Here is a 15667-nt window from a genome sequence, read left to right on the forward strand (position 1 = left end):
CTTACTTGGCGTCCAGCGCTTGCTGCAACTCGCCCGACTCGTACATCTCCATCATGATGTCCGAGCCACCGACGAATTCGCCGTTGATATAGAGCTGGGGAATGGTCGGCCAGTTGGCGTAGTCCTTGATGCCTTGACGCACTTCGGCGTCGTCCAGCACATTGAAGGTCTTCAAATCGGTGGCGCCGCAGGCCTTCAGGATCTGGATTGCGCGACCGGAAAAACCGCACATCGGGAACTGGGCCGAACCCTTCATGAAGAGCATCACACGGTTGTTCTTTACCAAGTCGTCAATACGTTGCTGCACGTCGCTCATTTGCTATCTCGCCAAAAAGTGGAATCTCAGGCGCGATTATCGACGAGCCGGGCCGAGCCTATCGGCTGCGGCCCGAAAGAGCTCAATAACTGTAGGACAGGCCGAGCTGCAGGACCGGCCGGTAGCGCATATCGCGCAGCAGATCTTCCATACCTTGGCTGCGGTTGCTGCCCAGGCGCAGACCGCTGGTCGCACTGCCGTTGACCAGGCCGAGGTCGGCGCTGAAGCCCCAGCCACCCTTCAAGGATTGGCCTGTGTAGCCAATCCCAAGATATGACATCGAGCCGTAGGGGTCGTTGGCATCAATCAGTGGTGAGAGTAGGCTGATACTGCGTTGGCCCACCGACCAATACTGCCCGCCGCCGCTGTTCGCCCCCAGCGCCAGGCTAGCGCTGCTTTGTGAGAGAGAGCCCAGCATCAGGCCACCGGTGGCGCGCAAACCGCCCTGCACGCCATTCAGACCGGATCCGGTCAAGTAATAGTCGCCCAAGAGATTGGCGCTCAGCAGGCGGGAGCCGGTGTAGTGCTGCGCCTCGTAATAGCCGGCCGGTACAGGCTCAAGACTGCTCAGCTGCAGTCTGGCCTGCCAGCTGGGCACAGCCTGAGCCGGGTTTTGGCCCGGGTCGACCGCCCAAGAATTGACGCTAAGGGCCGCCAACAAAGCGAAGGCGGCAGCACTTGGAGTAAAACTTGCGAAGCTCATAGCGTTCTCCTGCGGCGATGGGACTGAGTCCATGCTACGCCCGCAACTGATCGCTGTGGAGATCAAATTACCAACAAATACACATTCTGTTGTGCCGATCAAATCGGCCAACGGCCAGCGCTGACACGCGGCTGGCCGCCGAGGTCTCGACGCAAGCCCAGTTCGGAAAAACCCCTGGCGCGCAAGGCCTCAGCCACCGCTGGTGCCTGGTCATAGCCATGCTCCAGCAGCAGCCAGCCGCCGGGCCGCAAATGCGCCGGCGCGCCTTCAATCAATTGCCGCAAGTCCGACAAGCCGTCGCCGCCGGGCGTCAAGGCGCCGATGGGTTCATGCTTGAGCGCCGGCAGATGTGGGTCGCCGCCGGCGATATAGGGTGGGTTGCTGACGATGATGTCGAAGCGCTGGCCGGCCAAGGGCTGCCACCAGTCGCCCTGGTGAAAAGTCACATCCAGATTCAGCCGTTTGGCATTGCCCTGCGCCACCGCCAGGGCCGCTGCGCTGAGGTCGACCGCGCTGACGACGGCTTCGGGAAAGCTGGCCTTGATGGCCAGCGCAATCGCACCGCTGCCGGTGCCCAGGTCAACCAGGCTTGGCGCGCCGCCGATGGGTGCCAACAATTCAAGCGCCCAGTCCACCAAGGTTTCGGTATCTGCTCTGGGCACCAAGGTGTCCTGGGTGACGGTCAAGCGCAGGCCGTGGAATTCCTGTTCCCCGAGCAAATAGGCCAAGGGCATGCCGGCCGCGCGCTGTGTCATCTGCTCGACGAGTGTTGCGGCCAGCGCCGGCGCCAGCGGCGCGTCGTCATGGCTGATCAGCCAAGCGCGGTTTTGCTGGAGGGCGGCGGCCAGCAGCAGTTGTGCGTCCAGCCTATCAAGCCCGAGCGAGCGCGCCAGGCTCAGGGCCGAGCGCACGTCGACGGGTGCGCTCATTGCTTGGCCTCCGTGCTGCGCACTGCGGTGCGAGCCCCCTTCGGGGCGGCCGGGCGGGGGCTCATGTCCGGCCTTCTTCCAGCAAGGCCAGTTGCTCGGCAGCCTGTGCCGCTTGCAGGCCGGCGGCCACATCGTCCAGATCGCCGTCCATGATGGCGCCGAGCTTGTACAGCGTCAGGTTGATGCGGTGGTCGGTCAGGCGGCCTTGCGGAAAGTTGTAGGTGCGGATGCGGTCGCTGCGGTCGCCGGTGCCGATCAGGCTCTTGCGGTTGGCGGCGTCTTGCGCCTCTCGGGCAACGCGGTCCTTGTCGCGCACCCGAGCCGCCAGCACCAGCATCGCCTTGGCCTTGTTGCGGTGCTGGCTGCGGTCGTCCTGGCATTCGGCCACCAAGCCGGTCGGCACATGGGTGATGCGCACGGCGCTGTCGGTCTTGTTGATGTGCTGGCCACCGGCTCCGCTGGCGCGGTAGGTGTCGATGCGCAGGTCGGCCGGGTTCAGCGTCACTTCTTCGGTCGCGTCAGGCTCGGCAATGACCGCTACCGTGCAGGCACTGGTGTGGATGCGGCCCTGCGACTCGGTCGCCGGCACGCGCTGCACGCGGTGGCCGCCGGACTCGAACTTTAGCCGCCCGTAGACGCGCTCGCCCTCGATGCGCACGACCAGTTCCTTGTAGCCGCCCAGATCGGAGTCGCTGCTGGACAGAATCTCGGTTTTCCAACCCATGCGTTCGGCGTAGCGCAGATACATGCGAGCTAGGTCGGCGGCAAACAGCGCCGATTCATCGCCACCGGCACCGGCGCGAATTTCCAGAAAGGCCGGCCTGTCGTCATCCGGGTCGCGCGGCACCAGGGCCAGCTGCAGGGCTGCGTGCAGACGTTCCAGGTCGGCCTCGGCTGCCTTGATTTCCTCGGCGGCCATTTCTGCCATTTCTGGATCGTCCAGCAGCAGCCGTGCCTCGGCCAGATCGGCCTCGCGCTGCACATATTGGCGATATTGCGCATCCAGCTCGGCGACTTCGGATTGCTCCTTGGTCAGCGCCCGGTAACGCTTCATATCGGCGGCAACGCTGCCGTCGCTCAAAATGGTGTCGAGCTCGCTCAGGCGGTAGCCGAGGCGGTCAAACTGCTGGCGCAGTGATTCTTTCATGGGGGAGAACTTTCAGCGGGAGGCGGCAAGGCCGGCTCGCAATAGGCAGGCCGGTAGGGCGTTAAGCGCCGTGCCGCTAATGCTCGCTGGGAGTTTCCGCCGGATTTCGGCTGCTGCTGCGCAAAAAAAGCCGTGAGACGGTCTGCGCCAGTTGGACGCGCTGCTCGCCGTCGCTGGCATGCAACTCGGCCAGGGCGCCGTGTAGCATCTTCTGCGTCAGGCCGCGCGACAAGGCTTCCAGCACCTCGTCGACATTGGCGCCGCGCGCCAACTGCTTGCGCGCACGTGCGACTTCATGCTCGCGCCAGTCATCGGCCTGCGCGTTCAAGGCCTGAATCAAGGGCACGGTATTGCGCTGACCCAGCCAATGCACAAAACTCTGCACGCCGGTTTCGATGATGGCTTCGGCCTGCGCGACGGCGGCCTGACGCTTCTCACCAGCCGACTGCACCAGACCCGCCAATTCATCGACGGTGTAGAGATAAACGTCATCAAGCTTGGCGACTTCGGGCTCGATATCGCGCGGCACCGCCAAGTCGACCATGAACATCGGCCGGTGTTTGCGGGCTTTGAGCGCGCGCTCAACGGCACCCAGGCCGATCAAGGGCAGGCTGCTGGCGGTGCAAGAAATCACCGCGTCAAACTCGTGCAGGCGCTGGGGCAGGTCGGCCAAGCGAATCGCTTCGGCGCCCAAGCGGCCGGCGAGCTTTTCGCCGCGCTCCAGCGTGCGGTTGGCAACCGCCATCGCCTTCGGCGTCTTGGCGGCAAAGTGGGTGGCGACCAACTCGATCATTTCGCCCGCGCCGACAAACAGCACCTTGATCTGACTCAGGTCTTCAAACAGCTGTGCGGCCAAGCGCACCGAGGCCGCCGCCATGCTGATCGAATGCGCGCCGATCTCGGTCGAGCTGCGCACCTCTTTGGCGACCGAAAAGCCGCGCTGAAACAGCTGATGTAGGGTCGAGCCGACGGTGCCGGCCTGTGTTGCCTCGCGGACCGCTTGCTTCATCTGGCCGAGGATTTGCGGCTCGCCCAAGACCATGGAGTCCAAACCGCTGGCGACGCGAAACGCGTGGCGGGCCGCCGCGCTGCCTTCCACCACATAGGCATGATCCATCAGCGAGGCGCTGCTGACGCCGCCGATACGAGCCAGCCAGTCCACGGCCGGCTGCACCATGCCTTGGCTGCCGGCGACATAGAGTTCGGTGCGATTGCAGGTCGACAGAATCGCCGCCTCGGGGCCGGATTTGCCCAGCTTGGTTGCCAAGAGCTGGTCACGAAAACCATGCAGTGTGGGTGCGAGCTGCTCCAGCGAGAATGTGAAACGCCCGCGCAAATCCAGCGGCGCGGAGTTGTGATTCAAGCCTAGGGCAAACACTGTCATGGACGGATTATAAAATTGAGTTTCAAACAGCCCGGCGCCGGATTGATTGTTGCGCCATGGCTAGACTTGACTTGCATCAAGTATTCGGCAATCCCACTTGTTTCTGTATTCCCAAGGCATCGCCCCACGTGAATCCTCTCGACGCCTTTTGGCACCTCGCCAACCTCTTTGCTCCGGCCTGGTTCGTGGCCGCCTTGCTGGCGATGTTTGCCAAGCTGCTGTGGCGCCAAGCCTTGCGCGCAATCGCTTGGCGCCGCTTGGCCTTGTGGGGCGGTGTCGGCGGCAGCTTAGGGCTGCTGCTCGCCTTGGTGCTGCTGGGCCGCGACGGCAAGATGCTGGGCTATGGCTTGATGCTCTTGGGCGTCGCTTTGCCGCAATGGGCGCTGCAGCTCAGACAGCTCAGGCTGCCGAAATAGCAGCGTCCTCCACGGTCAAGACCTCGGCGCGCAGCGAATGCGCAAAAGCCTCGGTGATGTTGACGTCCACCAGCTTGTTCATCAGGCGCGGATTACCCTTGAAGTTGACGATGCGGTTGCACTCGGTGCGGCCCATCAGCTCGGACGCATCCTTGCGCGCATTGCCGGTCACCAAGATGCGCTGGGTCTTGCCGACCATGGTCCGGCTGATCGCCAGGGTATTGGCCTCGATGACGTCCTGCAGCTCCTGCAAGCGGCGCAGCTTGACTTGGTACGTGACCAAGTCTTCCAAGTTGGCCGCCGGCGTGCCCGGACGCTGGCTGTAGATGAAGCTGAAGGACGCGTCGAAGCCCACTTCGTCGACCAGCTTCATCAGCTTGGCATGGTCGTCCTCGGTCTCACCAGGGAAGCCGATGATGAAGTCGCTGGCGATGCGGATGTCCGGGCGGATCGCGCGCAGCTTGCGGATCGTGCTTTTGAACTCGATGCCGGTGTAGCCGCGCTTCATCGCCATCAGGATGCGGTCGCTGCCATGCTGGACCGGCAGATGCAGATGGTTGACCAGCTGCGGAATCTTGGCATAGGCATCCACCAGCCGCTGACTGAACTCGTTAGGGTGGCTGGTCGTGAAGCGCAGGCGCTGAATGCCGGGGATCTCGGCCGCGTATTCCAGCAGCAAGGCCAGATCCGCATATTCGCCCGAATCTCCCATCTTGCCCCGGTAAGCATTGACGTTTTGGCCCAGCAGATTGATCTCCAGCACGCCTTGGTCGGCCAGGCCGGCAATCTCGGTCAAGACGTCGTCAAAGGGCCGCGACACCTCTTCGCCGCGCGTATAGGGTACGACGCAGTAGGAGCAATATTTGGAGCAACCCTCCATGATGGAAACAAAGGCCGAGGCGCCCTCGACCTTGGCGGGCGGCAGATTGTCGAACTTCTCGATCTCGGGGAAGCTGATGTCGACCTGCGGGCGCAACTCATCCTGGCGCGCCTTGATCATCTGTGGCAGGCGATGCAGGGTTTGCGGGCCGAAGACCAGATCGACATAGGGTGCGCGGTCGATGATGGCCGAACCCTCTTGGCTGGCCACGCAGCCGCCGACGCCTATCAACACGCCTTTGTCCTTCAAGTGCTTGACCCGGCCCAGATCGGAGAAGACCTTCTCCTGCGCCTTCTCGCGCACCGAGCAGGTGTTGAACAGAATCAGATCGGCCTGCTCGACGTCATCGGTCTTTTCGTAGCCTTGGGCCGCGCCCAGCACGTCGGCCATCTTGCCCGAGTCGTACTCGTTCATTTGGCAGCCGAAGGTTTTGATGAAGACTTTTTTGGACATGGGGGACTCACGATTGTGTGTAGATCGGCGCGCGCAAGAGCTGCGTGCCGACCTGGTATTCAATGGAAAAGCAGGGCAGCGCTCAATCAGCGCTTGGTCCAGACCTGAGACGCCTGATCGAAGGACCAGCTTTCGGCTTCTTGCAGATTGCGTGGCCAAGGTTTGTTGGCCAATTCGACCGGGTTCAGCACCCAGACATCCATCAGCAGCCCCGATGGGTCCAGCGTGTAATGGACGGTCAGCTTGACGCCACTCAAGGAGGCTGGTTGCTGCAAGAGGTTGGTGTCGCCACGAACGCGGGCACCGGGGGCCAGCCTGGCGGCATGGCCGTTCAAGCTGACATCAGGCGTTTGCAAAATCACCAAGTCGCCGCGCAAGGCCTGCGCAGGGAAAGGGCGATGGGTCTGCGCCAGGGCCGGGGCGCTGACGGTCAGCGTTGCTATAACAAAGGCGCACGAGACCAGGGATTGGGCACAGCGGTACATGGTATTTTCCAGTGGCTGTTGAAGGGATGAACGGGGCAAAAGGGTGGGGGATTGTAGTCGAGCCCCCTCTTTGCGCACGGTGGCAACAAGGCATTGGGTGCGAATCATCGGCGCTGCCTTGCTCGAACTGCCAATAAAGACCGGCTTTCCAGGTGCTTTTGGTCGGTCTGTCTAGTCTGCGTGCTGGCGACAATTTCTGACCCTCTGCGGGGGATGCGCCTGCTGGGCCGGGCGCAGCGTCGGGGGCAGAAAAACACAATAGCCGGGAACCTGACGATGACTGTGAAGACGAGCCGAAGCTTGCGTTTTGGGTGGGCCTCGCGCCTCCCGATGGCGCTCCCGCTGGCCCTGGTACTGGGGCAGTTGCTGTTCAGCGCGCAGGCTTTGGCCGCCAATCTGGGTGCACAAACCAGCGCCTGCTTGGGCTCTGCTTGCCCGGTCAGCTATCCCGCTGTCAATGCCTGTGGTGCCCTGGGTGCTAACGGTTATGACGAGGGCTACGCCATCGTCACCGGCGGCAATATGGACATCAGCCAGGGCTCGGAGGCCGAAGGGCGGATGTATATCGGCGGCAGTCTGAGCATCGCGCCGAGCCGTTTCTACAACCTGATTGCGGTCGGCGCAGGCAGTTGCGTGGTGCCGCGCAATTCCAGCGTGACCGGGCAGCCGGGTTTGGTCGTCGGCGGCGGCATCAGCGTCGGTTCGGGGTCCACCTTTGCGCTGGATGGCTTGGGCTTGGTGACCAATGCGCTCGTCGGCGGCACTAAATCAGGCACCGGCCAGGTTACCTCCCTGGGTGCCATCAACTACGGCGCCTTGGTGCCGGCCTCGCCGGTGGACTTTGCCAGTTTGCGCAGCAACAGCGCCTACTGGGCCAGCTTGCCCGCCAACGGCAGCACGGTCAATCAATTCGGCACGCTGACCTTCACCGGCTCGGGCAGCGCCAGCCTGCAGGTGTTCACCTTGAGTGCCGGTGTGTCCGGCGTGGCGATTGATTTTCAATCCATACCCGCCAATGCGACGGTGTTGATCAACGTCACCGCAGCAGGCACGGTGAGTATCAACAGCAATGCTTTTTTTGAGAATCTGGGCAGTTTCAGCACCAGCTTGACTCGCCGTATCGTCTGGAATTTCGCCAACGCAAGCCAAGTGAATTTAACCGGCACGGCACAGTTCAAGGGCAGTGTCGTCGTGCCCAATGGCAGCTTGATGCAAGCCGTACCGGGCACCAATGGGCGCTTGATTGTGTCCGGCGACTTGACGCAAAACAGCGCAGGCAGCGAGTTTCACAGCTATGACTTCACCGGCGACTTGCCCAATCCGCCCAGCCCCGCCAGCCTGGTGTTCACCAAGGCCTACACCAACAACCCCAGTCCCAGCAAGATCAGCAGCCAGCCCGCTATCACTGTGCGCGCGGTGTGTAGCGCGGCAGGTACGCGCACGGTGACCTTTACGCCGCCCGCCACGGGCACGATCGCGGGTCTGAGTTCGGGAGAGTCTTGCACCTTGTCTGAAACGGCCCTGAGCGGCGGCAGTTTGAGCGGGGGCTACAAGTTTTCAGTGCTCAGTGCAGCCAGTTTCAGCGGCAGCAATCCCCGGGTTTTGAGTGCCGGCAGCAATGCCGTGACGGTCAGCAATCCGCTGATCGCGCCAACACCGGCCGTCTTGAGTCTCACCAAGAGTTACTCCAACAACAGCCCCAACCGCGTGAGCACGCAGCCCAGCATCACTGTGCAAGCGGTTTGTTCGGTCAGCGGCACCAGGACGACCAGCTTCACGGCGGGCAGCACCGGCACGATCAGCGGCTTGATCGTCGGAGAAACCTGCACGGTGACCGAAACCGCCATCACCGGTGGCTCGCTGTCCGGCGGCTACAGCTTTGGTAGCCCCGCCGCCGCGGTGATCAGCCTCAATGCCGCCACGCCTTTGACGGCCAACACGGCCGTCAGCATCGCCAACCCCTTGGTGGCGCCCACGCCGGCCGTGTTGAGCTTGAGCAAGAGCTTCTCCAACAACAGTCCCAACCGGGTGAGCACCCAGCCCACCATCAATGTGCAGGCGGTCTGTTCGGTCAGTGGCACCAAGACCACCAGTTTCACAGCCGGTACCACTGGCACCCTCAGCGGCTTGATCGTTGGTGAAACCTGTACGGTCACGGAAACCGCCATCAGCGGCGGTACCTTGTCGGGCGGTTACAGCTTTGCGGCGCCGTCGGCTGCCGTGATCAGCCTGGGCACCTCCACGCCCTTGGTGGCGAACACAGCGGTCAGCATCACCAACCCTTTGGTGGCGCCGGCGCCTGCGGCGCTGCGGCTCACCAAAGCCTATTCTGGCGACACCAGCCCCAGCCGCGTGACGGCTCAGCCCACCATAGGCGTCAGGGCGGTCTGCTCGGTCAGCGGCAGCAAGACGACGAGCTTCACGGCCGGCAGCACCGGCAGCATCACCGGCTTGGTGGTGGGCGAGACTTGTACGGTCACAGAGACATCGGTGAGCGGTGGCAGCCTGAGTGGCGGCTATACCTTCTCCAGCCCCTCAGCCGCGACCATCAGCCTGAGCCCGTCAACACCCTTGGTGGCCAGCACGGCCGTCACCATCACCAACCCGCTGGTGGCGCCGGGCAGCGCGCTCTTGAGTATCAGCAAGGCATTTTCAAACGACACCAGCCCGAGCAAGGTCAGCACCCTGCCCAGCATTTCGGTGCAGGCGATATGTTCCATCAGCGGTAGCAAATCCACCAGCTTTAACGCCGGCACCATTGGCACGATTGCCGGCTTGGTGCAGGGGGAAACCTGCACCGTCACCGAGACCGCCATCAGCGGCGGCGCCCTGAGCGGGGGCTATGCCTTCGCCGCACCTGCGGCCGCAACCATCAGCTTAGGCGCCGCAACCCCACTGACGGCCACGACTTCGGTGCTGATCACCAACCCCTTGGTGGCGCCCACCCCGGCGCGGCTGAACCTCACCAAGGCGTTCAGCAATGACACCGCGCCCAGCAAGGTGACGAGCCAACCCTCAATCACGGTGCAAGCGGTTTGTTCGGTCAGCGGTGTCAAAAGTACCAGCTTCACGGCGGGCACGACCGGCAGCATCACCGGCTTGATTGTTGGCGAAACCTGCACCGTGACCGAGACCGCCATCAGTGGCGGAACGCTGGCAGGGGGCTATGCCTTTGCCTCGCCCGCCGCCGCTAGTGTCAGCCTGAATGCCGCTACGCCTTTGGTTGCCAACACGGCGGTGGTCATCACCAATCCTCTGCTAGTGCCAACGCCGGCGCAACTGAGCTTCGTCAAGCGCTACACCAACGACACAGCACCCAGCAAAGTGACGGCACCGCCGACCATCAGCGTGCAGGCGATTTGTTCGGTCAGTGGCGTTAAAAGCACCAGCTTCACAGCGGATTCGACCGGCAGCATCACCGGCTTGATTGTTGGAGAAACCTGTACCGTCACCGAGACCGGCATCAGCGGCGGCACGCTGGCAGGGGGCTACCGATTTGCGTCGCCTACGGCTGCGGCCGTCAGCCTGAGTGCCGCAACGCCTTTGACGGCTAGTACGGCGGTGACGATCACCAATCCCTTGGTGGCGCCAGAGCCAGCCGTCTTGAACTTCAGCAAGGTATTCACCGGCGATACCGTGCCGAGCAAGGTCAGCACGCCGCCCACCATCAGCGTGCAGGCGCAATGTTCGGTCAGTGGCCTCAAAAGCACGAGCTTTCTAGCCGACGGCACGGGCAGCATCAGCGGCCTGATCGTCGGCGAGACCTGTACCGTCACCGAGACCGCCATCAGCGGCGGTGCCCTGAGCGGCGGCTATGGTTTTGCGGCTCCAACGGCGGCTGCCGTCAGCTTGGCGCCGACCACCGCCTTGAGTGCCAGTAACGCCGTCACCATCAGCAACCCCTTGCTGGCGCCAGGGGCGGCCGTGCTGAGTATCAGCAAACGCTATGCCAACGACGCCAGCCCCAGCCTTGTGAGCACGCCGCCGACGATCAGCGTGCAGGCGCAATGTTCCGTCAGCGGTGTCAAAACGCTGAGCTTCAATGCCGGCTCGGTCGGCACGTTGGCGGGCTTGGTGGTGGGTGAAACCTGTGCCTTGAGCGAGACCGGCCTGAGCGGCGGCGTGCTCACGGGTGGCTACAGCTTTGGCCCGTTGGCGCAGGCCCTTATCAGCCTGGGCGCCAACACGGCCTTGAGCGCCAACACCGCCGTCACCATCACCAACCCCTTGCTCGCACCAAGCCCTGCGCAGCTGAGCATCACGAAGGCCTTCAGCAACGACACCGTGCCCAGCAAAGTCAGCGCGCCGCCGACCATCACCGTGCAGGCGCAGTGCACGATCAGCGGCACACGCTCCACCAGTTTCACCGCCGGCACCACGGGCGTCATCGCCGGCTTGGTGGTCGGTGAGACTTGCGCCCTGTCCGAAACCGCCGTCAGCGGCGGTGCGCTGTCGGGTGGCTACCGTTTCCAAGCGCCGGCAGCCGCGCAAATCAGTTTGTCCTCCAGCAGCCCCTTGACTGCCAACACTGCGGTGGTGGTCACCAACCCGCTGCTGCCGCCGCCCGCGCCGGCCAGCCTGCGCCTGAGCAAATTGTTTGCCAATGACAGCAGCCCTTCTGCGGTCTTGGTGCCGCCTGACATCAGCGTGATGGCGCAATGCTCGGCCAGTGGTAGCCGCAGCGTCAGATTCCGCGCCGGCAGCGTGGGCGAAATCAATGATTTGCTGGCCGGCGAGACCTGTGTGCTCAGCGAAACCGCCATCAGCGGCGGCAGCTTGCGCGAGGGTTATCGCTTTGCGCCGTCCAGCGCGGCATTGATCAGCTTGGGGGCCAACAGTGTTTTGACCGGGCTGACGCCGGTCACCATCACCAATCAACTGCTGCCACCGGGCGGGGCGGTGCTGAACTTGAGCAAAAGCTATGCGAACGACACGGTGCCCAGTCGGGTACTGCAGCAGCCCAGCATTTTTGTGCAGGCGCAATGTTCGAGCAGTGGCTTGAAAACCACCAGCTTCACCGCCGGCAGCATCGGCACCATTTCGGGCTTGTTGGAGGGCGAGATTTGCACGGTCAGCGAAACAGCCGTCTCGGGCGGCACGTTGGCCGACGGCTATAGCTTCGCCCCGGTTCAAACCGCCCAGGTCAGCTTGGCCGCCGGCACACCGCTGACGGCCAGTACCGATGTGAACATCACCAACTTGCTGCAAGCTCCTGCGGCAGCTGAACTGCGTTTCACCAAACGCTGGCTCAATGACGCGAGTCCGAGCCGTGTCACCCTGGCGCCCACCATCACGGTGCGGGCGCAGTGTGCTATCACCGGCCTGCACAGCTTGAGCTTCCCCAGCAGCAGCGTGGGCCGCATGACGGGCCTGGTGGTTGGTGAAACCTGTCAGCTCAGCGAGACCGCGGTGGAGGGCGGGGCACTGGCAGGGGGCTACGCCTTCGAGCCGCCCGCGAGCGCGCAGTTCAGCCTGGCGCCGAACGAAGCCTTGAGCGCTTTGAACGAGGTGAGTTTGAGCAATCCCTTGCTGCCGCCGGGTGCGGCTGCGCTCAATATCAGCAAGCGCTGGGCCAACGATGCGCTACCCAGTCTGGTGCTGACGCCGCCGATGATCACCGTGCAAGCCCTGTGTTCGGTCAGCGGCTTGAAGTCGGTCACCTTCAGCGCCGCAGAGACGGCGCGACTTGGCGGCTTGGTGCTGGGCGAAACCTGCGCGCTGAGCGAAACCCGCCTGGAGGGTGGCAGTTTGCCCCCGGGTTACAGCTTCGCCCCGGTCAGCGCGGCGGCGGTGAGCCTGTTGGCCAGCACGCCACTGCAGGCCAACACCCAGGTCACGCTTACCAACCCCTTGCAGGCGCCCAAGCCCGCGCGGATTTTGATCAGCAAGCGCTTTGACGGCAATGCAGCCGCCTTGACGCAGATGCCGCAAATCAGCGTGCAAGCAGCTTGCTCGGTGTCGGGCTTGAAGACGGTGAGCTTCACGCCACCGGCCCTCGGGGCGATTGAGGACTTGAGCAGCGGCGAGACCTGTCTTTTGACTGAGACGGCCGCCACCGGCGCCGTGCTGAGTGGCGGCCATGTGTTGGCCCCAGTCAGCTCCGCGCTGATCACGCCGGCAGCCTCGGTGACCGTGCAAACGGGCGACAACGCCGTACTCATCAGCAACGCGGTCTTGATGCCGCAAGTGCTGACCGTGGCGAAGGCCTACCAGGGCGACACTGCGCGGCTGCTGGTGCAGCCGCAAATCACCGTGCAGGCGCAGTGCAGCAGCAGCGGTTTGCAAAGCATCACTTTCAGGCCGCCGGCCACAGGCAGCATCGGTGGCTTGGCCATCGGTGAAAGCTGTGAACTGAGCGAAACCCTGGTCAGCGGCGCGCAACTCAGTGGCGGCTTTGTGCTGGCCGCCGCGAACACGGCGCAATTCAGCCCCAGCGCTCGCTTGCAGATCGTGGCCGGCAGCAACAACGCGACCGTCATCAACCGCATCACGCCGCCCGATCCTCAGGTTGACCTGATCGTGCGCAAATCCCATGGTGCCGGCGTTTTGACCGAAGGTCGAGTCGCGACTTACACCGTGGTGGTCAGCAATCGCGGCGCTGCGGCGACCACGGCGCCCTACAGCATCGTCGACACCTTGCCTGCCGGGCTGACGGTGGCAGCCCTGCCTGCCGGTCAGGGCTGGGACTGCAGTGCCACCGTGCTGGGCTCAAATCTAGCCTCCTGCACCAGCAGCACCCAGATTGCGGCCGCCGGCACCAAACCCGTCGACAACCCCAACCCCATCCGGCTGCAAGTTGTAGTGGCCAAAGCCGAAGGCAGCGCAGCGGCCCTGAGCTGTGCGGTCGCACCGCGCACCTTGACGAATGTGGTCACCGTGTCGGGCGGTGGCGAGGGCAGCGACCCAGCCGTCACCGGCAACAACCGCTATGAAGATGTGGCCTCGGTGCAGCCGCTGAGCTCGATCAGCGGCGAAGTGTGGCTGGATGTCAATCACGATCGGCAAAAGAACGCGGGCGAAGGCGGCAAGGGCGGTGTGTTGGTCGAAGTGCTGGATTCGCTCGGTAATTTGGCGGGCAGTGGCTTGAGCGACCCCCAAGGCCAATACCGCATCGACGGTTTGGCGCCGGGTGAGGGCTATAGCGTTCGCTTCAAAGACCCGGCCAGTGGGGCTTATTTCGGCCGCCCGGTCTCGCGCGATCCGGCCGGTGGCAATGACCCCAGCGCAACGCCCGGTGTCGGCGTGGTGGCCGGCGGCACCATCCAGAACGTAACGGTACCGGCCTGCGGCCCGGGCCGGCTGCAGCAAAGTCTGCCCTTGGACCCGGCCGGTGTCGCCTATTGCAGTAGCACCCGTGCACCGATGGCCGGTGTCAAGGTCGAGTTGCTCGACAAGGCAGGCGGGCTCGTGCCGGCGGCTTGCATGGTGGGTGGTGTCAACAGCGTCACCACGCAAATCGGCATGAACGGGGTGGTTGATGGTGGCTACAGCCTGTTCTTGGTCAACCCGCCGCCGCCTGATTGCCCCGGCGCAGGTGACTACCGCTTGCGTGTCACCGCCGCAGATGGCAGCGGCCCCAGCAGCATGATTCCGCCGCGCCCGGGCAGCCTGCTGGCCCCGGCCAATTGCAGCAATGGCGCGGCGGCCAGCAGCAGCGGCGTGTGTACGGTGCAAGACCAAGCCGGCCCGCCGGCGCTCGATCAGCCAACTCCCTACTATTTGCAGTTGAAGCTGGACCCCGCGCGCGGCCCCGATGTGGTCAACAACCACATCGCGCTGGATGCGTGTAGCGCGCCGCAATTGTTTGTGGCCAAGACGGTTGATCGCCAAGTGGCCGAAGTCGGGGAGAGCGTGCGCTATGCCGTCACCGTCAAACGCGCGGATGCGGGCACAGAGCCGCTGATCGACGCGCAAGTGATCGACAAGCTGCCGGCCGGCTTCAAGTACATCCCGGGCACGGCCCAGGCCGACGGCCGCGCCATCGCCGACCCGCTTCAATTCGGCGGCAGCGAAATGCACTTCAAACTGGGCAATCTGCAAGCCAAGGCCTTGGTGCGCCTGAGCTACCGGGTGCGTATCGGCGTCGGTAGCCAACAGGGCACGGGTATCAACCGTGTGCAGGCCTGCGTGGGTGGAGCCAAGAGCTTCTGCTCCAACGAAGCGCAGGCCAAGGTCAAGGTCAGCGGCGGTGTGTTCTCGCAAGAGGCTTGCGTGATCGGCAAGGTCTATCTGGACTGCAATCACAACCAGATGCAGGACGACGAAGAAATCGGCATCCCAGGCGTGCGCCTGTATATGGAGGACGGCAGCTATAGCGTCACCGATGTCGAAGGCAAGTACAGCCGCTGCGGCCTCAGTCCTCACACCCATGTCTTGGTGACCGACTCCAGCACCTTGCCGCGTGGCAGCCGGCTGGTGACCAGCAGCAACCGCAATGCCGGTGATGCGGCCAGTCTTTTCCTCGATCTGCGCCATGGTGATTTGCAGCGGGCCGACTTCATCGAAGGCAGTTGCGCCCCCGGCGTCGTGGCCGAGGTGCAGCGCCGCCGCAATCAGGGCGAGACCGGCCTGCCACTTCGCACGCCCGCAGCGGCTGCACTGGCGCTGCGATTTGACCCCGGCATTGAGACACCCACAGTGCCGGCCAGCAACGCCGCGCCGGTCGCTTTGGCGGCTCCTACAGACCTGACCGAAGCCACGCAAGCGCCCTTGGCGACGCTGTGCATGCCGCGCCGCGCGCCCGTCTTGGCCATGCCGCCGCCCGAGCGGCCCAGGCCCAAGCTCAAGCCGCCGGTCAAAGCTGCTGCGGTGGCAACGTCCAAACCGGACGTGCCCCCACGCGCCGCGCCACCCAAGAAGGCCTTGCCCAAGGCATCGGCTCGTTTGCCTATGCCGCCCATGCCGCCGCTGCCGCCCATGGCCCCCTCACTGCCTGAGTGCGCGGAGTGATGGCC

General features: G+C 63.9%; 9 protein-coding genes. 2 read left to right on the forward strand and 7 right to left on the reverse strand.

Annotation, left to right across the window (positions count from 1 at the left end):
* Position 1 precedes the first annotated feature (1 nt).
* The 5 genes from grxD to hemA form a co-directional block, all read right to left on the reverse strand.
* Positions 2 to 316 (reverse strand): Grx4 family monothiol glutaredoxin, encoded by a 315-nt coding sequence (gene grxD, locus PRZ03_RS14610; protein ID WP_273600973.1) that lies wholly within the window; start codon positions 314 to 316, stop codon positions 2 to 4.
* 82 nt (positions 317 to 398) lie between these two features.
* Positions 399 to 1019, reverse strand: coding sequence for a hypothetical protein (locus PRZ03_RS14615; RefSeq protein ID WP_273600974.1), 621 nt, complete (start codon positions 1017 to 1019; stop codon positions 399 to 401).
* A gap of 98 nt (positions 1020 to 1117) precedes the next feature.
* Positions 1118 to 1948 carry a peptide chain release factor N(5)-glutamine methyltransferase gene (gene prmC / locus PRZ03_RS14620; RefSeq protein WP_273600975.1) on the reverse strand — a complete coding sequence of 277 codons (831 nt, stop codon included), beginning with the start codon at positions 1946 to 1948 and terminating at the stop codon, positions 1118 to 1120.
* 61 nt (positions 1949 to 2009) lie between these two features.
* On the reverse strand, positions 2010 to 3095 hold the full coding sequence (gene prfA / locus PRZ03_RS14625) for a peptide chain release factor 1 (RefSeq protein ID WP_273600977.1): 1086 nt from the start codon (positions 3093 to 3095) through the stop codon (positions 2010 to 2012).
* A gap of 76 nt (positions 3096 to 3171) precedes the next feature.
* Positions 3172 to 4479, reverse strand: coding sequence for a glutamyl-tRNA reductase (hemA, locus tag PRZ03_RS14630; protein WP_273600978.1), 1308 nt, complete (start codon positions 4477 to 4479; stop codon positions 3172 to 3174).
* A 128-nt stretch (positions 4480 to 4607) separates the two neighbouring features.
* On the opposite strand from hemA, the gene PRZ03_RS14635 reads away from it, so the two are divergent.
* Positions 4608 to 4895, forward strand: coding sequence for a hypothetical protein (locus tag PRZ03_RS14635; RefSeq protein ID WP_263531680.1), 288 nt, complete (start codon positions 4608 to 4610; stop codon positions 4893 to 4895).
* On the opposite strand, the gene miaB is transcribed toward PRZ03_RS14635, so the two are convergent.
* Both miaB and PRZ03_RS14645 read right to left on the reverse strand, forming a co-directional pair.
* Complete coding sequence (gene miaB / locus PRZ03_RS14640) at positions 4879 to 6228, reverse strand: tRNA (N6-isopentenyl adenosine(37)-C2)-methylthiotransferase MiaB (RefSeq protein ID WP_273600979.1); 1350 nt, start codon at positions 6226 to 6228, stop codon at positions 4879 to 4881. The genes PRZ03_RS14635 and miaB overlap by 17 nt on opposite strands.
* Before the next feature lie 86 nt (positions 6229 to 6314).
* The gene (locus PRZ03_RS14645; protein WP_263531682.1) at positions 6315 to 6713 is read right to left on the reverse strand and encodes a hypothetical protein; all 399 of its coding nucleotides are present in this window, start codon (positions 6711 to 6713) and stop codon (positions 6315 to 6317) included.
* A gap of 276 nt (positions 6714 to 6989) precedes the next feature.
* Between PRZ03_RS14645 and PRZ03_RS14650 the strand changes: the two genes are divergently transcribed.
* Positions 6990 to 15662, forward strand: coding sequence for a DUF5979 domain-containing protein (locus PRZ03_RS14650; RefSeq protein WP_273600980.1), 8673 nt, complete (start codon positions 6990 to 6992; stop codon positions 15660 to 15662).
* Positions 15663 to 15667: the final 5 nt, after the last annotated feature.

It is taken from the genome of Roseateles albus (genome assembly GCF_028595345.1).
GTDB classification, from domain to species: Bacteria; Pseudomonadota; Gammaproteobacteria; order Burkholderiales; family Burkholderiaceae_C; genus Paucibacter_A; species Paucibacter_A albus.

What these genes read in the sequence shown, in the direction of transcription:
- grxD (WP_273600973.1), bottom strand. Translation starts at nt 316, where the DNA reads ATGAGCGACGTGCAGCAACGTATTGACGACTTGGTAAAGAACAACCGT.
- PRZ03_RS14615 (WP_273600974.1), bottom strand. Translation starts at nt 1,019, where the DNA reads ATGAGCTTCGCAAGTTTTACTCCAAGTGCTGCCGCCTTCGCTTTGTTG.
- prmC (WP_273600975.1), bottom strand. Translation starts at nt 1,948, where the DNA reads ATGAGCGCACCCGTCGACGTGCGCTCGGCCCTGAGCCTGGCGCGCTCG.
- prfA (WP_273600977.1), bottom strand. Translation starts at nt 3,095, where the DNA reads ATGAAAGAATCACTGCGCCAGCAGTTTGACCGCCTCGGCTACCGCCTG.
- hemA (WP_273600978.1), bottom strand. Translation starts at nt 4,479, where the DNA reads ATGACAGTGTTTGCCCTAGGCTTGAATCACAACTCCGCGCCGCTGGAT.
- miaB (WP_273600979.1), bottom strand. Translation starts at nt 6,228, where the DNA reads ATGTCCAAAAAAGTCTTCATCAAAACCTTCGGCTGCCAAATGAACGAG.
- PRZ03_RS14645 (WP_263531682.1), bottom strand. Translation starts at nt 6,713, where the DNA reads ATGTACCGCTGTGCCCAATCCCTGGTCTCGTGCGCCTTTGTTATAGCA.
- PRZ03_RS14650 (WP_273600980.1), top strand. Translation starts at nt 6,990, where the DNA reads ATGACTGTGAAGACGAGCCGAAGCTTGCGTTTTGGGTGGGCCTCGCGC.